Source organism: Marinarcus sediminis (SeqCode), from assembly GCF_048571275.1.
Lineage (GTDB): Bacteria > Campylobacterota > Campylobacteria > Campylobacterales > Arcobacteraceae > Marinarcus > Marinarcus sediminis.
In genome coordinates, this window is the sequence record NZ_CP182357.1 from 1,637,501 (window position 1) to 1,661,773 (window position 24,273).

Below are 24,273 nucleotides of genomic sequence, written 5' to 3' on the forward strand. Positions count from 1 at the left end.
AGGACGACGTCAAGTCATCATGGCCCTTACGGCCAGGGCTACACACGTGCTACAATGGGGTACACAAAGAGCTGCAATACGGTGACGTGGAGCAAATCTCAAAAATGCCTCCCAGTTCGGATTGTAGTCTGCAACTCGACTACATGAAGTTGGAATCGCTAGTAATCGTAGATCAGCAATGCTACGGTGAATACGTTCCCGGGTCTTGTACTCACCGCCCGTCACACCATGGGAGTTGAATTCATTCGAAGCGGGGATGCTAAAGTAGCTACCTTCCACAGTGGATTTAGCGACTGGGGTGAAGTCGTAACAAGGTAACCGTAGGAGAACCTGCGGTTGGATCACCTCCTTTCAGAGAAGACTTAAGTCATTTGTTTGACTTAAGCAAAATTAAGTATATGTTCGGTTTATAAAGATTATAGAAGTAAGTTGGTTAAATGGGCCTATAGCTCAGCTGGCTAGAGCGCTCGACTGATAATCGTGAGGTCACAGGTTCAAGTCCTGTTAGGCCCACCATTTTTAAGCTTACATGTAACCTTAAAGTATGTAAATGTGGGGAATTAGCTCAGCTGGGAGAGCGCCTGCCTTGCACGCAGGAGGTCAGCGGTTCGATCCCGCTATTCTCCACCATTTTCACAACATAAATCAAAGAATTTTTAGAGACCAAATATAAGTTTTACAAGAGGTAAGATTTATATTTGGTTTGTAAAAGGATCAAAAGTTATTTAAAAACATAATGTTAAAAGTCTTTAATTTTTCCATATGAGTAGAAGAAATTCTGTTTGTATAAGAAAGAAAAAAAACACAACTTTTTTATTAAATATGTAATGTATTTAATAAGATAGTAGCCAAGGAATAATTATTCAAAAAAGGTGAAGTAATTTAATTACTTTATTATCAAATAAGCTATTAAGGGCTAATGGTGGATGCCTAGACTGTAAGAGGCGATGAAGGACGTATTAGGCTGCGATAAGCCTCGGGGAGCTGCCAAAGAGCTTTGATCCGGGGATTTCCGAATGGGGCAACCCAATATGGTGAGAGCTGTATTACCCTGCGGGGGGCGAACCTGGCGAAGTGAAACATCTCAGTAGCCAGAGGAAGAGAAATCAAAAGAGATTCCCAAAGTAGCGGCGAGCGAAATGGGATTAGGGCAAACCCAATGCTTGCATTGGGGGTTGTAGGACCAAGATGTGAGACTTAAGAGAATAGATGAGTAAGTTGGAAAGCTTAAGCATAGAAGGTGATACTCCTGTAATCAAAATTCTCAAGAGCTCTATTGGTATCCTGAGTAGGACGGAACACGTGATATTTTGTCTGAATCTGGGGGGACCACCCTCCAACCCTAAATACTACTTACAGATCGATAGTGAACAAGTACCGTGAGGGAAAGGTGAAAAGTACTCCAGCGAGGAGAGTGAAATAGAACCTGAAACCATTAGCTTACAATCATTCGGAGCCCTATGATTTATCAGGGTGACGGACTGCCTTTTGCATAATGAGCCTGCGAGTTGTGGTGTCTGGCAAGGTTAAGTCAAGTACGAAGCCGTAGCGAAAGCGAGTCTTAATAGGGCGAATTAGTCAGATGCTGCAGACCCGAAACGAAGTGATCTATCCATGGGCAGGTTGAAGCTGGTGTAAGAGCCAGTGGAGGACCGAACCGATGGGCGTTGAAAAGCCCCCGGATGACCTGTGGATAGGGGTGAAAGGCCAATCAAACTTCGTGATAGCTGGTTCTCTCCGAAATATATTTAGGTATAGCGTTGTGTCGTAACATATGGGGGTAGAGCACTGATTGGGCTAGGGCTGCTTACCGCGGTACCAAACCCTGTCAAACTCCGAATACCATATGTGTAATCACAGCAGTCAGGCGGTGGGTGATAAAATCCATCGTCGAGAGGGGAACAACCCAGACTAACAGCTAAGGTCCCAAAGTCATATCTAAGTGGAAAACGATGTGGAGTTACTGTGACAACCAGGAGGTTGGCTTAGAAGCAGCCATCCTTTAAAGAAAGCGTAACAGCTCACTGGTCTAGTGATTCTGCGCGGAAAATATAACGGGGCTAAGATATGCACCGAAGCTTTAGACTTGGATTTATCCAAGTGGTAGGAGAGCGTTCTATTCAGCGTTGAAGGTATACCGACAAGGAGTGCTGGAGCGGATAGAAGTGAGCATGCAGGCATGAGTAGCGATAATTAAGGTGAGAATCCTTAACGCCGAAAACCCAAGGTTTCCTACGCGATGCTCGTCATCGTAGGGTTAGTCGGGTCCTAAGTCGAGTCCGAAAGGGGTAGACGATGGCAAATTGATTAATATTTCAATACCAACAATTAAGCGCGATGTGGGGACGCATAGAGTTAGTCGAGGTCACTGATGGAATAGTGGCTCGAAGGATGTAGGTTGATACTTAGGCAAATCCGGGTATCGTTAGACCGAGATCTTACAGGCCGAATAATCCTTTCGGGGAGCATTTGGAATCGATGATACTGTCGTGCCAAGAAAAGCCACTAAGTATATTAATTGTTGCCCGTACCGTAAACCGACACAGGTAGGTGGGATGAGTATTCTAAGGCGCGTGGAAGAACCCTGGTTAAGGAACTCTGCAAACTAGCACCGTATCTTCGGTATAAGGTGTGCCTACTATTGTATATGGACTTGCTCCAAAAAGCGATAGAGGTTGCAACAAAGAGTCCCTCCCGACTGTTTACCAAAAACACAGCACTTTGCTAACTCGTAAGAGGATGTATAAGGTGTGACGCCTGCCCGGTGCTCGAAGGTTAACTGATGATGTCAGCGTAAGCGAAGCATTTGATTGAAGCCCGAGTAAACGGCGGCCGTAACTATAACGGTCCTAAGGTAGCGAAATTCCTTGTCGGTTAAATACCGACCTGCATGAATGGCGTAACGAGATGGGAGCTGTCTCAACCAGGGATCCAGTGAAATTGTAGTGGAGGTGAAAATTCCTCCTACCCGCGGAAAGACGGAAAGACCCCGTGCACCTTTACTACAGCTTGACACTGTAGCTTGGATATTCATGTGCAGGATAGGTGGGAGGCTTTGATTACTAGACGCAAGTAGAGTATGAGCCATCCTTGAGATACCACCCTTGAATATTTGAGTTACTAACTGGGACGAGTTAACCTCGTTCAGGACAATGTCTGGTGGGTAGTTTGACTGGGGCGGTCGCCTCCTAAAAAGTAACGGAGGCTTACAAAGGTTAGTTCAAAGCGGATGGAAATCGCTTGTTGAGTATAATGGCATAAACTAGCCTGACTGTGAGACATACAAGTCGAACAGAGACGAAAGTCGGTCATAGTGATCCGGTGGTTCTGTGTGGAAGGGCCATCGCTCAAAGGATAAAAGGTACGCCGGGGATAACAGGCTGATCTCCCCCAAGAGCTCACATCGACGGGGAGGTTTGGCACCTCGATGTCGGCTCATCGCATCCTGGGGCTGGAGCAGGTCCCAAGGGTATGGCTGTTCGCCATTTAAAGCGGTACGCGAGCTGGGTTCAGAACGTCGTGAGACAGTTCGGTCCCTATCTTCCGTGGGCGTAGGAAAGTTGAAGAGATTTGTCCCTAGTACGAGAGGACCGGGATGAACGTACCACTGGTGTACCAATTGTTCTGCCAAGAGCATCGTTGGGTAGCTACGTACGGATGTGATAAGAGCTGAAAGCATCTAAGCTCGAAGCCAACTCTAAGATGAACTTTCCCTGAAGATCCCAGCAAGACTAGCTGGTTGATAGGCTGGATGTGTAAGCGATGTAAGTCGTTTAGCTGACCAGTACTAATAGATCGTTTGGCTTATTTTTATATTTCTTGGTTTACTATCTTATTAAGTACACAATACTTAGTAAAATGTGTTTATAAAGACTTTTAACATTATATTTAACTCTAATCAGAGTTGAGTAAAGAGTATATTTTTACAATATCTTCTTTACTCAATTTGCTGGTGGTTATAGAGAAGTGGAAATACCCAGACCCATTCCGAACCTGGAAGTCAAGCACTTCATCGCTGATAATACTGCAGGGTCCCCTTGTGGAAACGTAAGCCGCTGCCAGCTTTGAGTTTTACAAGCCTTTACCTAACCTATCCCTTTGATAGCTTTGGTAGAGGCTTTTTTTTACTTAATTAAAAGGAAATTCATTGTCTAAAGAGAAGTTAAAACCAAAAATACCGCTTATTAAAACATCTATTGTCAAACAGCCTTCTGTATTTGCAGGTGGAAAACCTGGCGTCCCTTCTAAAATTACTACGAATAAAGATGCGTATAAGAGAGTGTAGTCTATTCTTAAGATTTAATGTTGAGTTGATAACAGAGTTTAACGCCATATAAATAGATGATCCAAGAGATATAAATCCAAAAAAAGAAGAACAGAAGTGTTGCCAGTGAGCCATAAATGGTTGTATAGGTTTTATTGTAAATCACATAATAGACAAAAAGGTTTTTAGTGATACTCAGTGTTACGAGCGTAATAAAAGATGAAATAAAAGCGGCTTTATTCGATACAAATCGGTTGACTGTCAGTTTAAATAATCCAAAGAATATGAGCCATGCGTACAAAAAAGTGATGAAATAATCAAAGATTGTACTATCAAAAAGTGATATGGTAATGATATACAATGCAAATACGATGGGGAAAAGTAAAAGTACACTGATATAAAAGAAAAAAGATGCATAAAGTGATTTTCTTTTTGCTTTATGAATTTTATTGACAATGTATTCATAATCTTTAAAAAACATTGTAAATACAAATAACATGTAGATAATTCCAATATTTCCTAAATGATTTGAATTGGATATAAAGTTTTTGACTTGTTCTATAAATTGTTCAGAGTGTGTTGGATTAATGATTTCTATAATGTATTGTAAAAAGACATCAATATAGTTGTTAAACTGTGGCAGGCTTGATATAACATAAATTGCCAAAGCAAGAATAGGAAGCATTGAGAAAATTGTAAAAAAGCTTAAACTCGCAGCATAGTATGTGGTATCATCATTAAAAAATGAATCCAACAACTCTAAGAGTTTTTTAATTGGCTTTTGAACAAATTCCTCCTTTTTCATTTGAGTTATTATAGACCCATTTTAAATGGATTTAATATGTTATTGGGATCAAAGGCTTTTTTAATGCTTTTGAAAAGATCCATTTCTGCTTTGTTAAAAGCAATTTCCATAAAAGGCGCTTTTGATAAACCAATACCATGTTCACCTGAAAGTGTTCCTCCCATAGATACAACCAGTTTAAAAATCTCTTTTATGGCTTCATGACCATTGTCCATCTCTTGTTCATCGTTTTTGTCTTTGACCATGACATTAACATGGATATTTCCATCTCCAGAGTGACCAAAACATGGGGCTTTTAATCCATATTTATCCGCAATTTTATAAATCTCTTCTAAGGCAATTGGGAGTTTACTTCTGGGCACGGAGATATCTTCATTGAGTTTTTTTGTTCCATAAACCATCGTAGCTGGAGAAGCATTTTTTCTGGCAAACCAAAGTTTAGCCGCCTCTTCATCATTTTGAGCTATTATAAAATCATTTGAACCATTCTCTTTAAAGGATTGTTTTAAGGTTTCCAGTTGAGAAGTGAGTTCTTCTTGAGATGAACCATCTACGTCTCCTACTAAAATCCCACCGGCATGTTCTGGCAGTTTAATTTCTGGAAATTTTTGTTTTAACGCGTCAATAACTAAGGCATCTAAAAACTCCATGGCAACAGGGTTCGCACCAGCAGCAAGTGATTTGAATACCGCATTCATTGCTTTGGTTACATCAGGGAAAACACCCATATAGGTTTTTTTGTATTTTGGTTTTGGGATAAGTTTTAGGGTTATCTCTGTAATGACAGCAAGTGTTCCTTCTGAAGCTATAATAATACCAGCGGTGTTATATCCAGCAACATCTTTGATCGTTTTTTTACCCGCAGTGATGATTTCACCATTGGGTAAAACAGCTCTTAGGGCAACCACATAATCTTTTGTTATTCCATATTTAGCTGCTCTCATTCCACCTGCATTTTCAGCAACATTGCCCCCTAAAGTACAATACATTTCACTTGCTGGATCGGGCGGATAAAAAAGTCCCACCTCTTCAACGGCTTTTTGAAAATCCATGTTAATCACGCCTGGCTGTACAATCCCTAGCATGTTCTCCATATCAATTTCAAGTATTTTATTCATGTATCGCTCAAGAGATAGAATAATCCCTCCATGAGCAGGCAATGCCCCACCTGTAAAGCAAGACCCTGAGCCTCTTGGAACGATGATAATTTTATGCTCATCGCAATATTTTACAACTTTTGATACATCTTGTTCATCTTTTGGGAAAACAACCGCATCGGGTTCAAATCGTTCACGTGTCGCATCGTAGCAATAAGCAATTAAATGGGCTTTATCACTCTTAACATTCTCTTCACCTACAATGGCTTTGAATGCTTGTAAATGGCTATTTTCTATCATTATTTTATTCCTAATAAATTCTTGTAATATGCGTCATAATGAACTTGTTGAGTCTTTTCATCTTTGATGTTTAAAGAGTCATTGAGATAATCCTCTTCGGTTTTCTCTTTAGGAGAGACGAAACTTTTTAGCATATCAATATATCCTGAAAAATCAATGTCCCAAAAGGCTTTGTCAATCTCTGCAACTCTGGTATAAAAAGGGAGTTGCTCTTCATTATTGGCATAGATAATTTTATACGATTCTAAAACATTAAATGTTTTTGCATCAACGACATAGACTTTGTTATTGAGAACAAAAAAGATGGTTCCAATATTTTGGAATTTTGCAAATTGAATAAAAGTCTCTTTTGAAGGTAAAGGTTCATTTTCTACTTTTAGATGAGTTGCAAAAATATCAGAGTGTAAAAAATTGTGTTTTTTGAATTTCTCTCTGACCACATTAAAACTGTCTGATGTTGGTGCAATAAGCAATGAAGCATCGTATAAATAGTTTAAGATAAGTGTATCACCCTCTTGTGCTTTTTTTGAAGTTGTAGGAATTGCATTTTGTTTTAAATCATCAAATTTACTCAACGTTAAAGTAGATGTTGTGGCATTGCTGCTTGCAACAAAAGCATTGGCAACAATGACCGAACGGCCATTTGGATAGGTGTGTACTACAATGCCACTTTGACCTGTTCTTAAATTTGGCAAATGAATGGTAGCCGTGTTATTACTCACTGCGCTGATTTTTGTATATTGAATATCAAATGATGGAATTTTAACTTCATCTCTGGCATTAACATAAGGACTCACAGCTGGCTTAACATCGGTTAAAATATAGGTGTAGTTTAATCCTTTTTGCGATGATGCTATTTGAATATCTTTGATATGCCAACCATTTTGTTTCATCTGTTCGATAGAGTTTTGAGATTTACACTCTCCTCCCTCTAATGCTACTGTTTCAATAGTAGAGGGAGAAAGCCAATCTTTTTTATAACACGTTGTTTCTGTGGCATTCAAAATAGTGGCAATCAATAATGCGCAAAGTAGTAATAATTTCGTTTTCATTGTGTTCCTTAATGTGCTTTTAATTCTTTTAATTTTTCTCTGACTTCATTGACATGGAGAACCTCCACGGTTTCGCCTTTGACTTTTTTCTTTTTTCTTACATTTACTTTTTCCCAAGCTGCGGCAATATTACCTTGGGGATTAATGATAAAAGTCGTTCTTACAATGCCCATAGACTCTCTGCCCATAAACTTTTTAAGTTGCCATACGTTGTAATCTTCACACATTTTTTTGTCAGTATCGGCTAAGAGGGTTATCTCTAAGTTTTGTTTTTCAATAAAGTTTCTGTGTTTTGCCGTAGTATCTGTACTGACACCTAAAATTACCGCATCCAAATCCTCAAAATCAGGCAGTGCAGCTGTAAAATCGCACGCTTGCGTTGTACATCCTGGGGTATTGTCTCTTGGATAAAAATATAAAACAATCCATTTCCCCAATATATCTCTTAAACATATCTCTACATCATCTTGATTTGGCGCACAAAAATCGGGAGCTTTACTTCCTATCTCTAACATCTTTATCCTTTATTTTATTGCAATAAAAGTTGCAAAATTTACCCATTTGAAAAGTGTTTCACAATGCGAAAATCCTGCGTCTTTTATCATCTGTTTGTTCTCATCTTCACTGTATGGAATGAGCACATTTTCTAAGGCTTCTCTCTTTTGAGAAATCTCAAACTCTGAATAGCCTTGCGTTTTTTTAAATTTATAATATTCATCAATGGATTGTTTGTTTAAAATTTTATTTGATGAAATGACTTTTTCACTGAAAATAAAAATACCACCATTGCTCAAAGAATCATAGATTTTTTGTATGAGTTTCTCTCTTTGCAAAGGTCTGATAAATTGTAAAGTATAGTTTGAAATAATCAATTTTGCATCATTCAAACTCACATCGTGCAAATCTCCATGGATTAAATTGAGTTCTACTCCAAAGGCTTTGGCTTTGTTTGCAGCACGGTTTAACATGGCTTGTGAATTGTCAATACCAATCAAATCAAGCCTCTTTTCACAATGTTTTGAAAGCTCAATAAGGGTTGAAGCCGTTGAACATCCTAAATCATATACTTTGTCGTTCTCTTCTAAGAAATTAAGTGCAAAATCAATGGTTAAACGCTGCATCTCTTTGTAGTAAGGAACCGATCGATTTAACATATCGTCAAATACAGAAGCGACCTCTTCATCAAACTCAAATTGTTTTGTAATGGACTTTTCAAATACTTTATCTATCATGTGAACATTGTACCTAATTGTATGTTATATTAAAATAATTTCTTGATGTGATTGTTTGATATTTTAATAGACTTGTTGAAAATATTTTTTTACATTTTCAATATCTAAATTGATTTGATTTTTCAATGCTTCAAAAGAGTCGAATTTTTTGTTTTCTCGAATTTTTTCAAAAAACTTTATTTGAATATCGTGAGTGTGATTGGTTAAGTTTTCATCTAAAATATGCGTTTCAATGGCATAACTTCCATCCGTAGTTGTTCGATGCCCTAAAAAGGTTACTGAAAAATAGCTGTGATCATTAATGATGGTTTTAGTAGCATAAACTCCTTCATTGGGAAGAAGAAAATCTTCGACGAAAAGGTTAATCGTTGGTACAAAACTTTTAGAACCTAACCCTTGTCCTCGAATTTGAGTGCCGTGAATTTTATATTTTTTCCCTAAAAGGGTATTGGCGGTAGAAAAATCGCCTTTTTGTACATACTCTCTGATGATTCTTGAGTGTACGGGAATGTCATTGATACTGATTTCGTTAATGACGACAACTTCACCTCCAAAAAGCTCTTTTAAGTTTTGAATACAATCTTTTCTGTTCGCCCCAAAACAAAAATCAAACCCCACAACGATTTTTCTAATTTGAGGAAACTCCTCTTTTAAAAGCTCTATAAACTCTCTACCGCTTAAGTGTTTGATATTTTTTAAATCATAATAATAAATGGGAAATTTGGTGTACTCTTCTCGGTGTGTTTTGGGCGTTAGGTTGGCATAACCTGTGTCAATAACTACAATGGCACCGTTTTTGGTCAGATTTGAAAAAAGTGTTTGATGCGCCATATGCATGCCATCGAAGCCGCCAATGGCAATAGAAGTTATGGTTTTTTTATCAACACGCATGAATTGTCCTCATTTTGTTTTGTAAAATAGAAAAGCTCTTCTGCATTTCCATCTTTTCCTTGGAGTTTACTCATGGCATTATACTCTAACTTCCATTTGTAATTCTTTGTTGCATCGATGAATTTTGTACGTGCATGTGCAATGGCTTTATTATCTTTTACCACCCCTTTTTTGTCTCTTTTAACATTGGTTCCTACTTCAAATTGAGGTTTAAAAAGCAGAATAATTTCGTTTGATGAAAGGGTCTGTATGGCAGGTAAAATATGGTGCACACTGATAAAAGAGACATCGCACGTGACCACTTCAAACGTTTTATTGGGTCTGAAATCTCTGATGTCACAGTTTTCAAAAAAAGTGATACGATTATTGCCCCTTAAAGTTTCATGCAGTTGATTGGAACCCACATCCACACACGTAACATGTTCAATGCCGTTATTTAAAAGAATTTGGGTAAAGCCTCCTGTACTTGAGCCAATATCCAAAGCCTCTTTATTTTTAAATGCAATATCTGTCTCTTCTAAAAAGTGTTTTAATTTATAAGCAGCTCTTGAAACAAAAAATTCATCTTCAAGCAGTTCAATTTTATTGTGGGCTTCAACATTAAAAGATGGTTTTGATATAATGATGCCATCTATTTTTACTTTGTTTGATTTTATAAGTTCATGCGCTTTGTTTCTGCTTTGAATATTGAAAGCTTCTGTTAAAAATAAATCTAATCTCATAGGTGGAATTATAGTTGAAATTTGTTCAAAAAGAGTTTAGTTCAACTTTTGAAGAAAAAAAGTCAAAATTTATTGCACATTTGTGTCCTTTTCCCCTTTTTGATGAAATCATGAAGCGTTTAAAAGAGGAACACCCCAAAGCCAGACATCATGTTTATGCCTATCGATATTTAAATGAATTTGACCAAATTGTTGAAAACAGCAGTGACGATGGAGAACCAAAAGGTACGAGCGGAAAACCTTGTTTAAGTGTTTTAGCAGGAAGCGATTTAATCAACACAGCTGTCATTGTTGTGCGCTATTTTGGTGGAGTGAAACTGGGAACGGGAGGATTGGTAAGAGCATACAGTGATGCGGTCAATCACGTCATAAAGGAAGCTCAGCTCAATGAGTTTTTAAAGTTAGAACAAAAGAGCATAACGTTGAGTTATGCTCAATTATCTCAACTGGAGTATCTTTTAAGCAGACATAAAATCAGCATTATTGACAAACTGTTTGAAGAAGGTGTAACCCTTAAATTAGAAGGAACACAAGAGCAATTTGGTCTACTAGAAACACTTTTACCCCTTAATGTAACATTACAATAAGCATTAAAATTGTATAATTGTCAAATTTATACGACAATTGAAATTCTAACTTAAAGGGATAAGTTATGAAACTCTTGAACATAATGCTCTTATTGTCTGTTTTCTCTTTTATTTATGCTAAAGAGCAGCCTTTAACGATTAATTTTAAAGATCTCTCTGTTGAACAACTTATTCATCTTACCTCTAAATATAGCCATAAAAATATACTCATGACTCAACCCCTTGAAGGCAGTGTTGATTTTGTATCTCATCAGGCAATTTATAAAAAAGATTTAATGGAAATTTTGGCTTTAGTGCTTGATGCCAAAGGCTATACAATGGTTGAGTCTCATAATATTTTAACCGTTGTAAAAAAAGAGAAGAGCAACTCAGATGAACTTATTTTAAAAGAGAATAAAAATCTTCAAGATGAACGAATAATAGCAGTGATTCCTCTAAAAAATATTGAAGTAAAAAGTGTGATGGCCATCCTTTCTGAGATGGTAATGAAGAAAAAATATGTAAATGAAAATGTAAAACCTTTTATTTCAAAAGATGAAGAGTCCAATCGTTTGATTGTAGTGGGCATAAAAAGTGAAATTCAAATGATACAACACTTAATAAAAGAGCTTGATAAAGAGAGACTTCAAGTGTATGTCCAAGCAAGAATCATAGAACTCAGTGAAAACAGAACAAAAAATATTGGTTTAAAGTATGGCTTGACTTCTATTAATAGCAATGGCAATAACATTTTTACCTTAGGCAGCAATTTAGGGGGAAGTGTGAATACGTTAAATACAGAAGCACTCTCTTTGTTTTCGATTGCCACACCCACATTAAAATCGGGTATTGCTTTAGGAGCGACGTTAAATCTTTTGAAAAACAATCAAGCCATAGATATCATATCTGAGCCATCTATTTTGTGCGTTAACAATAAAGAGTCTTCCATTTATGTGGGAGAGACAAAGTCTTTTCAAACGGGTTCAAGTATTACTGATGGGGGAACGACCAACAACAGTTTCCAAAGAGAAGACATAGGCTTGACCCTGAAAGTAAGACCGCGTATTTCAAGTGAAAAGAAAGTGATTTTAGATATTCAAACCATACTTGAAGATGCCAGAGAGTTAAAAACTGGACAAATCAATCCCGATACAACGAAAAAAGAGGTCAAAACCACTGCCATTGTTAGCAATGGGGAGAGTGTCATTTTAGGTGGATTAATCAAAAGTAAAAAAGACAGTACAGAAGATAAAATCCCATTTTTAGGAGATATTCCCATTTTGGGACATCTGTTTAAAAATAACAGAGAATCCAAAGATAAAATTAATTTGGTGGTTATTATGACACCTTATATTATTCCACAATCAAAAGATTTGACCTTTATTCGAGAGCAACTTTTACAACTTAAAATGTTAGAAGAACAATATAGCAAAGATTTGGAAGCAAAATTAGAAAAAAAAGTGAGTGATGAAAAAGTTTTAGAGAGTAAAAATGAGTATACAACTCATGAGAAGTTGAATCAACAACGGCATAAAGAGGTCTTAAAAACGTTTGGAATTTATTGATTGTGGATTTTGGAAATTAAATGGTCAAACGCTTCAAGTGTGTCTATGGTTTTTGCGAGGTTGGTTGATTTTAAAATTTTATTACAATCCGAACAGACGGTAACAAGATTTTCAACATGATAGGTTCCCCCTTCGGCAATATTTCTTAAAAAGTGAAGATACGAATTATTGAGTGTGATACTTTTCCCGCATCGTTTGCATTTCGCGTGGTCTCTTTTAAACACCAGCTCTTTTCTCATGGCCAAATCTTTTGGGAGTTTATCTTTTTGTGGTATGCACAATATGTCATACGTTCCCCAAAGTGAATCTTTGTTTACTCCCGTTGGTGTCTCAATTTTAATATCTGCATGCGCATATTGGCTGACCAAATCTTCGATAATTTCAATGTCTCTGACATCGCTGTTTTGTTCATTACGTGTTTTTTCAACAATAGCGTAATCCAGATTAATCAAAGGGTGTACGGTTTGAAAATAGATTTTAATCTCTTTGACCAAATCTTTTGTGTCTGATTTTTGAGTAAAGTATTGTTTGATTTGTTTTCTTTTTAAGTATAAAGGGATTAAACATGCAATGAGAATGAGTGCAGAAAAAACAAATTCGTATTCAAGTCTCATTGCGTATCTTTTTTAGATAATTTCAGGATTAATTGTGTGTAAATCCAAACTTTTTTTAACATCATCATGCAGACCACACACCAGTTTTGAAAGTTCATTGATGTGTAATACCGGTAAAAGTATATCTCTTCCAGATGCTTTTCCGAGCTCTTTTCTGTTGTAATCAAGCAGATAAAAAGTACTCTCATTGTCTACGACAATAAAATCAGCATCATTATCAAACGCATCCAACATCATTTCAGCAGCCAATTGATAGGTGAACTCTTGATTTTTATGAAAAGTATCCATGGCCAAATCATTGTTAAGTGATTGCAGTTGAAGATTTTTTGCTTCTAAATTCTCTAAAAGGGTTTGTGCTTTTTCACACCCTTTGTTTCCTCTGTAATATGCAATATTAAAATCATTGAAGGTGTGTTTAATAATGGATGTTCCGCACATTTTATCAAAATCTATTGTTTTTTTATTATTGAGTTTAAAGTTTTGTTCTTCAACATTTTTTGAGATGTGTAAACTCTTTTTTAATGCAGATATTTTCTCTTCATTCTCTTGATTGTATTGGTAGATTTTGTTTGATAAATTTGTATGAAAAGCGATGCCAGTTTCACTGTTTGAAATGATTTTTAAAAGAGCATCTTTGTTGCTGTCATCTTTTTTAATGAGGGAGTCTACCAATAAAATGAGCGCATCACCCACATAGTTTTCATTGTATTTTAAACTGTTTGAAGCATAATAGTCTAATTTATAACTTTCATACTCTTTTTTGTTTTCATCGGTGATATACTCTTCAATTAAATTGAGTTTATCATTGAAATCATCTTCATTGATTAACAGGTCTTTGTATGATCGTTTAATGCTGATAGGTTCAATGGTTAAATCTTTCCCAAAATCGTTTTTAATTGCTTCAACTGAGGTTTTCAGTGTGGTGTATAATCCGTTTAATACAATGGCAAAATCTTCTTTTTCTTCAAATCCAAAATTTCTTTCACTCTTGATGGTTTTTAAAATATCCAATAAGTTTTTTTCCTCTTTGATTTTAACAAAGTGTTTTGTGTAATAAGGAAGATAGTCTGTTTTTGCATCAAATTTGTACAATGATATTTCGAGTTTCATACTGTTTGTTTCACCTTTTTTATGGTTTGATAAATTTTAATGCAATTTTGCTTAATTTATCGTGTTGAATGTTTTTCAGAAGGGGCATCGTTTATTCGTCAACTCGCTTCACAACAGCACCAATAGCCATGAGTTTCTCTTCTAAATTTTCATACCCTCTGTCTAAATGATAAATTCTGTGAATATTGGTTTCACCAGAAGCTACGAGTGCTGCAAGTACAAGCGCAGAACTGGCTCTTAAATCGGTTGCCATGACATCTGTTCCTGTCAATGCATTTGGCGTTCCAGTAATGGTTGCAGTGTGCCCTTGTAGGGTAATATCAGCACCCATTCTGAGCAATTCATTGACATGCATGTATCTGTTTTCAAAGAGTTTTTCATCAATGATGCTCACTCCATTGGCTTGTGTGGCTAAGGCCATGAATTGTGCTTGCATGTCTGTTGGGAATCCTGGGTATTCTGTGGTAACAATTTTGACTGATTTTATGGTATGTGCAGGCAGTAATGTAACTGATGTTTCATCTTTTAAGATACTGAATCCCATCTCTTCAAGTTTTGATAACACGGCGTCTAAATGCATGGGAATAATATGGGTGATGTTAAGTCGGGTATTGGCAATAGCTGCTGCACAAAGATAGGTACCTGCCTCAATTCTGTCTGGAATAATATCAAAGTTTTTGAACTCAAGAAGTTCTTGTTTGGTTCCAACGATTTCAAGTTCATTTGTGCCAATGCCTTTGATGTGTAAACCAGCTGCTTTTAAAACTTCACACAGTTGCACCACTTCTGGCTCTTTTGCTGCGTTGATGATTTTTGTTGTTCCATTGGCTAAGGCTGCTGCCATAATAATATTTTCACTTCCCGTTACGGTGATTTTATCAAATACGATGGTAGCCCCTTGAAGCCCATTTGGTGCAGTAGCGTGAATGTATCCCCCTTTGATTTCAATAACAGCGCCCATTTGCTCGAGTGCTTTTAAATGTAAATCAACGGGTCTCTGACCAATGGCACAACCTCCAGGAAGAGAGACTTCACAATGACCAAATCGTGTAAGCAATGGACCTAAAACCAAAATTGAGGCTCTCATGGTTTTGACAATATCATAGGTTGCTTTTGTTTCATGAATCTTTGAAGTATTAATTTCAATGGTGTTGTTGTCGGTTTTTGAGTAAGAGCTTCCAAGCATCTCTAAAAGTTTTAAAAGGGTATTAATATCCACAACATTAGGTAAATTCCCAATTGTTACACTGTTTTTTGCCAATATCGTAGAAGCTAAAAGAGGCAATGCCGCATTTTTTGCACCCGAAATTTTTACATCACCGCTTAATTTTTTTTGCCCGATTATTTTTAAATATTTCATTTTTTTCCTGTTAGTTTAATTCTGTGTTTTTTTCACTGTTTTCAATATAAATTGATTGGCTTGGAAAGGCAAAAGCCGCCCCATTGTTTTGAACAATTTGCATTACTTTTAAATTGACATCTTCTCTGACTTGCATATATTCTCCCCATTGTGTTGTATTGGTAAAGAAGTAACAAAAAATCCCTAAAGAGGAGTCATTGAAATCTGTAAAATGGATATAAATGGTCTCTTGATGAATACCTGAATGCTGTTTTAACATCTCTCTTAATTGGTTTAAAATATTTTGCATTTGTTGTGCTGTGGTGGAGTAAGTTAAGCCAATGTTCATTTTAATTCTTCGTTTGCCCATACGTGACCAGTTTAAAATAGCACTGTTTGCCAATACGGCATTGGGTACGGTAACAATCGCTTGTGCAAAGGTTCTTACTTTGGTTGATCGAATACCTATTTGTTCCACAATGCCTTCAACATTGGGGGTATAAATCCAATCCCCAATTTTAAAAGGTTTGTCAGAAAAAATAACCAGTGACCCAAAAAGGTTTGCAGCAGTATCTTTTGCTGCAAGTGCCAATGCCATACCTACCAATCCAAGTGAAGCCAAAAAGCCACTGATATTGTAGCCCCATTCATGCATAATAGCAACAAATCCAATAGAAATAACAATGAATTTTAGACTTTTTGTAATAAAATTGGTAATGTCATCACTGACCTCTTTCCCCCATTTTACCGTAAAGCCATGAATGACTTTAGAAAAGGGTGTTAAGACATTAAAAATACCCCAAAAGATAACAAAAGCATAAAGCGACTTCATACCGTGATAGACAAATACTTTCATCTCTTCCGGCAGTTGAATATAATTTAAAGCCACATGCGTTCCTATAATAATGAAAACAAAATTCATAGGTTTCGTCAAAGATTCAAGCACTTCATCATCAAAAGTGGTTTTTGTTTTTTGTACAAGTTTCATGATGGCTGAGTAGATAATAATTCTAAAAAGTTTTCGGGCAAATAAAAAAAATATAAAAATAGTTATGGCAATGGGTATTTGTAATGCAGGGTCATTTAAAAACGACATTGGCGCTCCTATTCTAAAAATAATGCGATTTTAACAAAAAACTGATTAAAATTCGATTTTAATCAAAGTGGGTAACGAAATGACGAACGAAACCAAATTGGGTATACAGTATATGCTTTTTGCCTCTTTTCTTTTTGCTTTTATGGGGGCTTTTGCCAAAGAGTTAAGCACCCATATGAATTCTGTAGAGATTGTTTTTTTTAGAAATATATTTGGCGTAATTTTAATTGCTGTTTCAGTATATAAACGTCCCTTAAAACAAGTGGGAGGAAAACCCTTTTTACTTTTTTTCAGAGGTTTGATGGGCTTTTTAGCCTTATTAATGTTTTTTTATAATATTGCACAAATTTCACTGGCTGAAGCGATGACTTTCTCAAAAACTTCGCCAATATTTACGGCCATTTTTGCTTACATTTTTGTCAGAGAAAAACTCTCTTTAAAGGGTTGGATTGGTATTTTTGTAGGTTTTGCGGGGATTTTGTTTATTACAAAATTTGATGGAAGCAATTTGGACAAAACAGACTGGTTGGGTATTTTGTGTGGTGTGGGTGCGGGGTTGGCGTATACATCTATTCGAGAATTGAAAAACTTTTATGAAAACAGAACCATTGTGTTATCTTTTATGACATTAGGAACAATTGGGCCTATTATTTTGATGTCTTTAGCGCAATATTACCACTCTGTAACCTTTGATTTTATGCTGGCTCCTTTTGTCATGCCTCAACGTTCAGATTGGATTCTTATTATTGCTTTAGGGATTTTCTCAACCTTTGCACAAATTTATATGACCAAAGCATACTCTTATGCAAAAGCGGGAATTATTGGAACAATAAGTTATTCCAATATAATATTTTCAATTATTTTAGGACTTTTTTTAGGTGACAAATTTCCTGACATTTCGATATTTTTAGGTATAATCCTTATTGTATTTAGTGGGTTATTAGTAAGTAAAGTAAAGGATTAGTATGGTTATCAGTGAAGAGATGATATTTTTTGGTTTGGTTGGTCTTTTTTGGATTGTTATTTTAGCATGGTATGTTCATGATAAATATGTTCAAAGAGCGCATCAACTTCTTGTAAATTATCCGATAATTGGGCGATTACGATATGTTTTGGAAGAATTCAGAGAACCCTTCAGACAATATTTTGGTGATGAAAAATTTTATGAGTCAAAAGACAAACTTGATTGGGTTTATAAAGCAGCGAGAGATTTACCCAATTATGCCTCTTTCTCTCCTTCACAACCTTTGCCTAAACCAAAGTTTTTGTTGCGTCATGCAACGATTGTGTTAAATGACAACGAAGTTTCAAATGATTTCAGTGTTACTTTCGGTGAAAACAGAAAAATTCCTTTTGTTTCAAAATCAATCATTGGACGTTCTGCTATGAGTGATGGATCAATTTCTCCTGAGGGTACGAGAGCGTTTGTTCGAGGGGCTTTTATGGGTGGTTTCCCTATCAACAGTGGGGAAGGTGGATTAACCAGTAACTTTTTTTGTACACACGTAAAATACAATGATGGTTATATGGATATTCATGAGGGTACTGCTGTTCAAAAAGTGATCAAAAAGGTGGTTCGAAAATTGTTCAATGGTTCTATGGCCGCTGAAGTTTATCGAAAAATGGTTTTTAAAAATAATCCTGAATCCGAAACCTATACTTTTGATGAAAAGACAAAAAGATTGCATCGAGTTAATTGGAATGCGGATATCAAAGAGTTCCCCAAAGAGGTACCTGATGATATGCCCGATATTATTTTACAAGTAAGTTCAGGTTTATATGGTGTCAGAAAACTTGATGGCTCTTTTGACCCCGTGCGGTATGAAAAACTGATGCGTTTTTGTAAAATGACGGAGATAAAACTCGCACAAGGAGCAAAACAGACAGGAGGAAAACTTATTGGTTCTAAAGTAACTCCTGCAGTGGCTTATTATCGAGGAGTAGAACCATACAAAGATCTTTTTTCTCCCAATCGATTTCCTTATGCCAATACAATTACGGAACTTTTTGATTTTATTGGTGAGATGCAAACAATATCTGGAAAACCCGTAGGCATTAAAATTGTTATTTCAGATTATGATAACATTGTTCCTTTTGTTAAAGAGCTTGCCAAAAGAGTTGAAGAGGGAAACAGTGCTTATCCTGATTATTTTGCCATTGATGGGGGAAGCGGAGGAAGTGCGACTGCTCCTATTGAAATGATGGAAAGAATAGGGTTAAGTATCAAAGACTCTATTTATTTAGTGGATAAAGTTTTAAGAGATTATGGCGTAAGAGAGAAAGTCAAAATCACTGCCAGTGGAAAAGTTTTAACTCCTGATGACGTAGCAATACTCATGGCATTAGGCGCTGATTTTATTCAAATTGCACGTGGCTTTATGATGAGTGCAGGGTGTATTCGTGCCAGATATTGCTCAGGTACAGGGAAACATCAATGTCCTGTTGGATTGGCCACACAAGATAAAAGCAAACGAAAAAAATATTTTGTCTATAAACATGCCAATTATGTGCGTGATTACCACAAAAATCTTCTTAAAAATTTACGAGGATTGTTGGCAGTTATGGGGTTAAAACACATCAGTGGACTCAATAAACATTACATTATGTTTATTGACAGAAACTTAAAAGTACAAGACAATATTGATGATGTTTTTGGCAGAAAATTAGATATTGGAAAAGATAAGGAGGGGAAAGATGAACTTAGATAAAGTAATAGCAGGCTTTTTTATCATATTGGCCATGACCATTAACTTTGGGTTTTTTTATGGTGATATGGGAAGTTTAGAGACACACAGTAAATACGAACTCTTTGCTGCAATTATTATCAATGTCATTGCCACGACACTTAAATTGGGTGATAAAACACAAATGGGATCGGTTTTATTAGCAACATCTCTCGTTGCAGACATTCAACTCATTGCCGCGGCAATTATTTGGGCAATTGTGGATAATTCGTATACCATGAACCAAGAGGTGATTGCGATTATTATTTCATTGAGTGGTGGGGCATTGCTTGCTAATTTTACATCGGTTGCTCTTTATATTGCTGAAACCATCAAAGCTAAAAGATAAGCTTTTAAAGAGGAAAAAAAGTGAAAAATAGTTCGTTGTGGATTGTCCTTCTTAAAATGAGAATGCCTTTTATTGTTATTATTGTAACGTATACAATAGCAATTATAGGGCTTTTGGTCATTAATGGAGTTGATGAGAATGGCAACCCTTACCATATGACTATTTTTGATGCTTTTTATTTTGTAACCTACACCGCAACCACCATTGGGTTTGGAGAAACACCGTATGTTTTTACCTATGCTCAAAGGCTTTGGGTGGTGTTTTCTATCTATCTTACGGTTATTGGGTGGTTTTATGGAGTAGGGTCACTTATCAGTTTATTGCAAAATAAGATGTTTTTAGATGAAATGGCCAAAGTCAGATTCAGAAAACAAGTCAGAGCCATCAAGAAAAAATATATTATCATTTTAGGCTACAACTATATTACCCATGAAATCATCAAAAAACTCATCGAGTTTGAGATTCGTGTGGTTGTGATTGAACAAGATGAAAACAGAGCAAACAGTTTGATTTTGGAGAGTTTTACTCCTACTGTTCCTGTGTTGGTTGCCGATGCGTATTCTCCTTTATCTTTAGAAGAAGCAGGAATCAGAAACCCAAATTGTAAGGCGTTGGTTTCTCTCTTTGAAGAAGATGCTTTAAATTTAAGAATAGCCATTGTGTCTAAACTGTTAAACAAAAACATTATGCTTATTATTAAAGCTTCTACTAAAAACAGTGCGGATAATTTGCTGGATGTCAATACGGAAATCATCGAAAATCCTTTTTTAACCATTGCCAATGAGTTAAAAATGGCCATTCAATCTCCTCATTTGTTAAAACTTGAAAAATGGATTTATAAAATTGATTCATTGGATGCTTTTATGCCCAAACTTCCCAAAGGTAAATATATTATTTGTGGTTTTGGAAGAATGGGAAAGAGTATCTATCGTGTTTTTAAAGATTTGGACATTGAATTGTGTTTTATTGAATTGGATGCTCAAAAAATGCAAGGCTGCGAAGAGAGAGGTTTGGTCTCATTTATACTTGGTGATGCAGACGATAAAGAGGTATTGCTAAAAGCGGGAGTAAAAAATGCTGCGGCCATTGTTGCTTTTACAAACAATGATACGGTCAATATCTCTATTCTTGCCACGGCAAAAAAAATCAATAAAGATATTATTACGCTTGCTCGTGAAGATGAGATGGACGATATCTCTATTTTTACCAATGCCCAAATAAATTATCTCTTTATGCCTTCAAAAATCTTGATCAATAAAACAACCAATGCTTTAATTAATCCGCTTTCCGATCTGTTTGTCCGTGCCATGTTTTTACAAAATGAGCAGTGGGCACAACTGCTGGTTAAAGAGCTCATTCAAACCATCGATGAAGACCCCTTGCTCTTTGAAATAGAGATAAATGCATTTGAAGCGTATGAAATCAATAAAGCATTAAAAGAGGGGCATGAGATAAATTTAAGTATTTTTCGTGTATCTTTGCACAATCGAAACCAAAATAATAATGTTGTTCCTCTGTTGCTTAAACGCCAAGATGAAGAGATACTTTTGCCTGAATGGGATATGAAACTCAAACCCGAAGACAAACTTCTTTTTGCTTGTGATACCAATGCTGAAAATGACATAGAATATATTGCACAAAATATGTATGAATTTCATTATGCCTTAACGGGTAAAGAGAAAACAATTTTTAATAAAGGATTATTCAAATGATTATATTAACGGGACCTTGTGTTTTAGAAGAGAGAGACACGGTATTTAGAATTGCTGAAAAATTAAAACCATTAAGTGAAGACAAACGAGTTGAATTTTATTTTAAAGCCTCTTTTGATAAAGCCAATCGAACCAGCCTAAGCTCATACCGAGGGCCAGGATTAGAAGAGGGCTTAAAACTTTTTCAAGAGATTAAAAAAGAGTTTGGGTATAAACTCGTAACGGACATTCACGAATCGCACCAAGCTGCCAGTGCTGCTGAGGTGATTGATGTTTTACAAATTCCCGCATTTTTATGCCGACAAACCGATTTACTCGTTGCTGCTGCTAAAACCAATGCCATTATTAACATTAAAAAAGGGCAATTTTTAGCCGCAGATTCCATGAAACACCCCGTGGAGAAAATATTGCAAACGAGAGGAATCAATGAAATTTCATATGAAGCCAGCAAAAAAAACGGGGTTTGGTTGTGTGAAAGAGGCAATACTTTTGGATACGGTGCGTTAGTCGTAGACATGCGAAACTTACTCTTAATGCATGAGTATGCACCTGTGATTTTTGATGCCACACACAGTGTTCAAATTCCAAGTACAGGTGGAACAACGGGTGGAAATTCAGCATTTGTTCCTTATATGGCAAAAGCTGCAGCTGCTGTGGGTGTGGATGGTTTCTTTTTTGAAACACACACTGATCCTAGTGTGGCAAAAAGTGATGGTCCCAATATGCTGAAAGTCGAAGATTTATACAAAACCGTCAACGACATCTTTGCTATCCAAGATGCACTGAAAATGAATGGTTAATAATGTACAATGTATAAATGTTGTATAATCGCAAAATATAAATAGCAAGACGGAGTAAACATGAAAATTATAGAAGGTAAATTGAACTTAAAAGGCAATGAAAAAGTTGCTATTATCAACGGCAGATTTAATCACATTATTACAGACAGATTGGTTGAAGGTGCTAAAGATGCTTTTGTAAGACACGGTGGAAATGAAGAGAATTTGGACTTAATTTTAGTGCCAGGTGCATTTGAAATTCCATTTGCTTTGGAAAAAGCTTTGAGTTCTGGAAAATATGACGCGGTATGTTGTGTGGGTGCAATTATCCGTGGAAGCACACCTCACTTTGATTATATTGCTGCAGAAGCGACAAAAGGCATTGCAACCGTTGGACTTAAATATGGAAAACCTGTATCAAACGGTGTTTTAACCACAGATACCATTGAGCAAGCCATTGAGAGAGCCGGAAGCAAAGTAGGGAACAAAGGTTCAGAAGCGATGATTACAATTATTGAAATGCTTAATCTTTACAATGAGATGGCATAATGGCGACACGAGCACAAGCCAGAGAGTCAGTGATTGGTCTTTTATACGCGTATGATTTAGGAAATGAAGGCATTGTAAAGTTTGTAGATGAGATTTTAGAAGATAAGAAAATCAGAAACAAACAAAAAGATTTTGCGTTAAAACTTTTTAATGGGGTGGTCAATAACCTTGAAAAAATTGATACAGAAGTAACCTCTCACCTTGACAAAAGAGGATTGGATGATATCGGTTCAGTTGAAAAATCAATTTTAAGATTGGCAACGTATGAAATTTTGTTTGAGAGTTTAGACAAACCTATTATTATCAATGAAGCCATCGAATTGGCTAAAAGATTGGCAGGGGATAATGCACCAAAGCTTATCAATGGTTTATTAGATAAGGTTGCTAAGTGAAACTCTGCGTTGCTTTAGATTTGCCCAGTGCCAAAGAGAATTTGGAACTGGTTGAAAAGATAAAAGAGTACGATGTTTGGTTAAAAGTAGGGCTTCGGGCATTTATTCGAGATGGGTATAATTTTTTAGGGGAACTTAAAAAAATCAATCCCAATTTTAAAATATTTTTAGATTTAAAACTTCATGATATTCCCAATACTATGGCCGATGCAGCACAAGAGATTGCCCAATTTGGTGTTGATATGTTTAATGTTCATGCCAGTGCGGGAAAAGTGGCTATGCGTACAGTAATGAAACGATTAGAGAGTTGTCAAAAACAACCCATCGTTTTAGCTGTTACTGCACTTACGAGTTTTGATGAAGCCAATTTTCAAGCAGTGTACAATCAAGACATTGCTTCAAAAGCAACACAGTTTGCAAAAGATGCGTATGAATCGGGTATTCATGGTGTGGTTTGTTCTGCTTTTGAGAGCCAAGAGATTAAAAACAATACCTGTGCAGATTTTGTCACTTTATGTCCTGGGATTCGTCCTTTTGGAGAAGATTCAGGTGATCAAAAAAGAGTGGCAACCATCCCTTTTGCACAAGAGAACAGTGTAGATTTTATCGTGGTTGGACGACCCATTTATGAAAGTACTGAGCCTGCAAATATTGTCAAAAGAATTTTAGATATTCTCTAGAATTCTTGTGCAAATTTAAGCAATGTTTTAACTATATTGCAATAAAATTACAACCTCAAATTAAGGACAGTTGGGTGAGTTGGCTGAAACCACCTCCCTGCTAAGGAGACGTACTGGCAACGGTACCGAGAGTTCGAATCTCTCACTGTCCGCCATTAAAATTAAATAAACTAATATCGGGTCATTAGCTCAGCTGGTTAGAGCACTCGGCTCATAACCGAGTGGTCGAAGGTTCGAGTCCTTCATGACCCACCACTTTATCATCCACGATATTATCAAATCATCAATTAATCACTGTAAAAAAACACTATAAAGCAGTTTGTTTTTGAGCATACACAAAGAAAAAAATTAAGAGTTTTGAACTCTGTAGTATCATTATGTTGTAAGATTTTTAAAAAAAGAAAAAGAATTCAGGTTGGTTTCAGAAAAGTTGCCA

22 protein-coding genes, 4 tRNA genes and 3 rRNA genes (1 of these 29 running past the window's edge) are annotated in these 24,273 nt (G+C 36.3%); 18 read left to right on the plus strand and 11 right to left on the minus strand.

Annotated elements, in window-relative coordinates:
* The 6 genes from ACNI3C_RS08235 to ACNI3C_RS08260 form a co-directional block, all read left to right on the plus strand.
* Positions 1 to 352, plus strand: a 16S ribosomal RNA gene (locus tag ACNI3C_RS08235); it begins 1,165 nt to the left of the window's first position.
* An 87-nt stretch (positions 353 to 439) separates the two neighbouring features.
* Positions 440 to 516: transfer RNA gene (locus ACNI3C_RS08240), tRNA-Ile, on the plus strand.
* Positions 517 to 554: 38 nt separating this feature from the next.
* Positions 555 to 630 (plus strand) — tRNA-Ala (locus ACNI3C_RS08245).
* 269 nt (positions 631 to 899) lie between these two features.
* Positions 900 to 3,812: ribosomal RNA gene (locus ACNI3C_RS08250) — 23S ribosomal RNA — on the plus strand.
* Positions 3,813 to 3,948: 136 nt separating this feature from the next.
* Positions 3,949 to 4,064, plus strand: a 5S ribosomal RNA gene (gene rrf, locus ACNI3C_RS08255).
* The 16S, 23S and 5S rRNA genes sit together here with 2 tRNA genes alongside, the layout of an rRNA operon.
* An 83-nt stretch (positions 4,065 to 4,147) precedes the next feature.
* Entirely contained in the window at positions 4,148 to 4,285 is a 138-nt protein-coding gene (locus tag ACNI3C_RS08260) for a hypothetical protein (protein WP_419769337.1), read from the plus strand.
* A gap of 7 nt (positions 4,286 to 4,292) precedes the next feature.
* Here ACNI3C_RS08260 and ACNI3C_RS08265 read toward each other — a convergent pair whose 3' ends face one another.
* The 7 genes from ACNI3C_RS08265 to tlyA all read right to left on the minus strand — a co-directional run bounded on the left by ACNI3C_RS08265 (position 4,293) and on the right by tlyA (position 10,363).
* Positions 4,293 to 5,069: a YihY/virulence factor BrkB family protein gene (locus ACNI3C_RS08265; RefSeq protein WP_419769338.1), complete on the minus strand. Its 777-nt coding sequence runs from the start codon at positions 5,067 to 5,069 to the stop codon at positions 4,293 to 4,295.
* 8 nt (positions 5,070 to 5,077) lie between these two features.
* Positions 5,078 to 6,466 carry an FAD-binding oxidoreductase gene (locus ACNI3C_RS08270; protein WP_419769339.1) on the minus strand — a complete coding sequence of 463 codons (1,389 nt, stop codon included), beginning with the start codon at positions 6,464 to 6,466 and terminating at the stop codon, positions 5,078 to 5,080.
* A complete protein-coding gene (locus tag ACNI3C_RS08275) occupies positions 6,466 to 7,518 on the minus strand; it encodes a plasminogen-binding N-terminal domain-containing protein (RefSeq protein ID WP_419769340.1) in 1,053 nt (350 codons plus the stop codon). Before ACNI3C_RS08275 ends, ACNI3C_RS08270 begins: the two co-directional genes overlap by 1 nt.
* A gap of 8 nt (positions 7,519 to 7,526) precedes the next feature.
* Entirely contained in the window at positions 7,527 to 8,033 is a 507-nt protein-coding gene (gene bcp / locus ACNI3C_RS08280) for a thioredoxin-dependent thiol peroxidase (protein WP_419769341.1), read from the minus strand.
* 9 nt (positions 8,034 to 8,042) lie between these two features.
* Positions 8,043 to 8,750, minus strand: coding sequence for a carboxy-S-adenosyl-L-methionine synthase CmoA (cmoA, locus tag ACNI3C_RS08285; protein WP_419769342.1), 708 nt, complete (start codon positions 8,748 to 8,750; stop codon positions 8,043 to 8,045).
* 63 nt (positions 8,751 to 8,813) lie between these two features.
* Positions 8,814 to 9,641: a bifunctional riboflavin kinase/FAD synthetase gene (locus tag ACNI3C_RS08290; protein WP_419769343.1), complete on the minus strand. Its 828-nt coding sequence runs from the start codon at positions 9,639 to 9,641 to the stop codon at positions 8,814 to 8,816.
* Complete coding sequence (tlyA, locus tag ACNI3C_RS08295; protein WP_419769344.1) at positions 9,617 to 10,363, minus strand: 23S rRNA (cytidine-2'-O)-methyltransferase TlyA; 747 nt, start codon at positions 10,361 to 10,363, stop codon at positions 9,617 to 9,619. The genes ACNI3C_RS08290 and tlyA overlap by 25 nt, the downstream gene beginning before the upstream one ends.
* Positions 10,364 to 10,377: 14 nt before the next feature.
* On the opposite strand from tlyA, the gene ACNI3C_RS08300 reads away from it, so the two are divergent.
* Both ACNI3C_RS08300 and ACNI3C_RS08305 read left to right on the plus strand, forming a co-directional pair.
* A complete protein-coding gene (locus ACNI3C_RS08300) occupies positions 10,378 to 10,950 on the plus strand; it encodes a YigZ family protein (protein WP_419769345.1) in 573 nt (190 codons plus the stop codon).
* A gap of 65 nt (positions 10,951 to 11,015) precedes the next feature.
* Positions 11,016 to 12,494 carry a type II secretion system protein GspD gene (locus tag ACNI3C_RS08305; RefSeq protein ID WP_419769346.1) on the plus strand — a complete coding sequence of 493 codons (1,479 nt, stop codon included), beginning with the start codon at positions 11,016 to 11,018 and terminating at the stop codon, positions 12,492 to 12,494.
* Here ACNI3C_RS08305 and ACNI3C_RS08310 read toward each other — a convergent pair.
* The 4 genes from ACNI3C_RS08310 to ACNI3C_RS08325 all read right to left on the minus strand — a co-directional run bounded on the left by ACNI3C_RS08310 (position 12,488) and on the right by ACNI3C_RS08325 (position 16,653).
* On the minus strand, positions 12,488 to 13,108 hold the full coding sequence (locus ACNI3C_RS08310; RefSeq protein ID WP_419769347.1) for an HNH endonuclease: 621 nt from the start codon (positions 13,106 to 13,108) through the stop codon (positions 12,488 to 12,490). The genes ACNI3C_RS08305 and ACNI3C_RS08310 overlap by 7 nt on opposite strands.
* A 12-nt stretch (positions 13,109 to 13,120) precedes the next feature.
* The gene (locus tag ACNI3C_RS08315) at positions 13,121 to 14,218 is read right to left on the minus strand and encodes a DUF5644 domain-containing protein (RefSeq protein ID WP_419769348.1); all 1,098 of its coding nucleotides are present in this window, start codon (positions 14,216 to 14,218) and stop codon (positions 13,121 to 13,123) included.
* Positions 14,219 to 14,309: 91 nt separating this feature from the next.
* Complete coding sequence (gene murA, locus ACNI3C_RS08320) at positions 14,310 to 15,578, minus strand: UDP-N-acetylglucosamine 1-carboxyvinyltransferase (protein WP_419769349.1); 1,269 nt, start codon at positions 15,576 to 15,578, stop codon at positions 14,310 to 14,312.
* A gap of 10 nt (positions 15,579 to 15,588) precedes the next feature.
* Entirely contained in the window at positions 15,589 to 16,653 is a 1,065-nt protein-coding gene (locus ACNI3C_RS08325) for a mechanosensitive ion channel family protein (RefSeq protein ID WP_419769350.1), read from the minus strand.
* A gap of 79 nt (positions 16,654 to 16,732) precedes the next feature.
* On the opposite strand from ACNI3C_RS08325, the gene ACNI3C_RS08330 reads away from it, so the two are divergent.
* The 10 genes from ACNI3C_RS08330 to ACNI3C_RS08375 all read left to right on the plus strand — a co-directional run bounded on the left by ACNI3C_RS08330 (position 16,733) and on the right by ACNI3C_RS08375 (position 24,092).
* Complete coding sequence (locus ACNI3C_RS08330; RefSeq protein WP_419769351.1) at positions 16,733 to 17,617, plus strand: DMT family transporter; 885 nt, start codon at positions 16,733 to 16,735, stop codon at positions 17,615 to 17,617.
* A 1-nt stretch (position 17,618) separates the two neighbouring features.
* On the plus strand, positions 17,619 to 19,361 hold the full coding sequence (locus ACNI3C_RS08335; protein WP_419769352.1) for a glutamate synthase-related protein: 1,743 nt from the start codon (positions 17,619 to 17,621) through the stop codon (positions 19,359 to 19,361).
* Positions 19,348 to 19,725, plus strand: a complete 378-nt coding sequence (locus ACNI3C_RS08340) for a DUF6394 family protein (RefSeq protein WP_419769353.1) — start codon at positions 19,348 to 19,350, stop codon at positions 19,723 to 19,725. The genes ACNI3C_RS08335 and ACNI3C_RS08340 overlap by 14 nt, the downstream gene beginning before the upstream one ends.
* A gap of 20 nt (positions 19,726 to 19,745) precedes the next feature.
* A complete protein-coding gene (locus ACNI3C_RS08345; protein WP_419769354.1) occupies positions 19,746 to 21,437 on the plus strand; it encodes a potassium channel family protein in 1,692 nt (563 codons plus the stop codon).
* Positions 21,434 to 22,237 (plus strand): 3-deoxy-8-phosphooctulonate synthase, encoded by an 804-nt coding sequence (gene kdsA / locus ACNI3C_RS08350; RefSeq protein ID WP_419769355.1) that lies wholly within the window; start codon positions 21,434 to 21,436, stop codon positions 22,235 to 22,237. Before ACNI3C_RS08345 ends, kdsA begins: the two co-directional genes overlap by 4 nt.
* 60 nt (positions 22,238 to 22,297) lie before the next feature.
* Positions 22,298 to 22,765 (plus strand): 6,7-dimethyl-8-ribityllumazine synthase, encoded by a 468-nt coding sequence (ribH, locus tag ACNI3C_RS08355; RefSeq protein ID WP_419769356.1) that lies wholly within the window; start codon positions 22,298 to 22,300, stop codon positions 22,763 to 22,765.
* Positions 22,765 to 23,157, plus strand: coding sequence for a transcription antitermination factor NusB (gene nusB, locus ACNI3C_RS08360; protein WP_419769357.1), 393 nt, complete (start codon positions 22,765 to 22,767; stop codon positions 23,155 to 23,157). Before ribH ends, nusB begins: the two co-directional genes overlap by 1 nt.
* Positions 23,154 to 23,837, plus strand: a complete 684-nt coding sequence (pyrF, locus tag ACNI3C_RS08365) for an orotidine-5'-phosphate decarboxylase (RefSeq protein ID WP_419769358.1) — start codon at positions 23,154 to 23,156, stop codon at positions 23,835 to 23,837. The genes nusB and pyrF overlap by 4 nt, the downstream gene beginning before the upstream one ends.
* A gap of 64 nt (positions 23,838 to 23,901) precedes the next feature.
* Positions 23,902 to 23,992 (plus strand) — tRNA-Ser (locus tag ACNI3C_RS08370).
* 23 nt (positions 23,993 to 24,015) lie between these two features.
* Positions 24,016 to 24,092: transfer RNA gene (locus ACNI3C_RS08375), tRNA-Ile, on the plus strand.
* Positions 24,093 to 24,273: the final 181 nt, after the last annotated feature.

Bases quoted from the DNA above. Each gene is read 5' to 3' on its own strand.
- ACNI3C_RS08265 (WP_419769338.1), bottom strand. From the start codon at position 5,069: ATGAAAAAGGAGGAATTTGTTCAAAAGCCAATTAAAAAACTCTTAGAG.
- ACNI3C_RS08315 (WP_419769348.1), bottom strand. From the start codon at position 14,218: ATGAAACTCGAAATATCATTGTACAAATTTGATGCAAAAACAGACTAT.
- ACNI3C_RS08290 (WP_419769343.1), bottom strand. From the start codon at position 9,641: ATGCGTGTTGATAAAAAAACCATAACTTCTATTGCCATTGGCGGCTTC.
- ACNI3C_RS08275 (WP_419769340.1), bottom strand. From the start codon at position 7,518: ATGAAAACGAAATTATTACTACTTTGCGCATTATTGATTGCCACTATT.
- ribH (WP_419769356.1), top strand. From the start codon at position 22,298: ATGAAAATTATAGAAGGTAAATTGAACTTAAAAGGCAATGAAAAAGTT.
- ACNI3C_RS08310 (WP_419769347.1), bottom strand. From the start codon at position 13,108: ATGAGACTTGAATACGAATTTGTTTTTTCTGCACTCATTCTCATTGCA.
- tlyA (WP_419769344.1), bottom strand. From the start codon at position 10,363: ATGAGATTAGATTTATTTTTAACAGAAGCTTTCAATATTCAAAGCAGA.
- kdsA (WP_419769355.1), top strand. From the start codon at position 21,434: ATGATTATATTAACGGGACCTTGTGTTTTAGAAGAGAGAGACACGGTA.
- ACNI3C_RS08325 (WP_419769350.1), bottom strand. From the start codon at position 16,653: ATGTCGTTTTTAAATGACCCTGCATTACAAATACCCATTGCCATAACT.
- ACNI3C_RS08270 (WP_419769339.1), bottom strand. From the start codon at position 6,466: ATGATAGAAAATAGCCATTTACAAGCATTCAAAGCCATTGTAGGTGAA.
- nusB (WP_419769357.1), top strand. From the start codon at position 22,765: ATGGCGACACGAGCACAAGCCAGAGAGTCAGTGATTGGTCTTTTATAC.
- cmoA (WP_419769342.1), bottom strand. From the start codon at position 8,750: ATGATAGATAAAGTATTTGAAAAGTCCATTACAAAACAATTTGAGTTT.
- ACNI3C_RS08305 (WP_419769346.1), top strand. From the start codon at position 11,016: ATGAAACTCTTGAACATAATGCTCTTATTGTCTGTTTTCTCTTTTATT.
- ACNI3C_RS08340 (WP_419769353.1), top strand. From the start codon at position 19,348: ATGAACTTAGATAAAGTAATAGCAGGCTTTTTTATCATATTGGCCATG.
- bcp (WP_419769341.1), bottom strand. From the start codon at position 8,033: ATGTTAGAGATAGGAAGTAAAGCTCCCGATTTTTGTGCGCCAAATCAA.
- murA (WP_419769349.1), bottom strand. From the start codon at position 15,578: ATGAAATATTTAAAAATAATCGGGCAAAAAAAATTAAGCGGTGATGTA.
- ACNI3C_RS08335 (WP_419769352.1), top strand. From the start codon at position 17,619: ATGGTTATCAGTGAAGAGATGATATTTTTTGGTTTGGTTGGTCTTTTT.
- ACNI3C_RS08330 (WP_419769351.1), top strand. From the start codon at position 16,733: ATGACGAACGAAACCAAATTGGGTATACAGTATATGCTTTTTGCCTCT.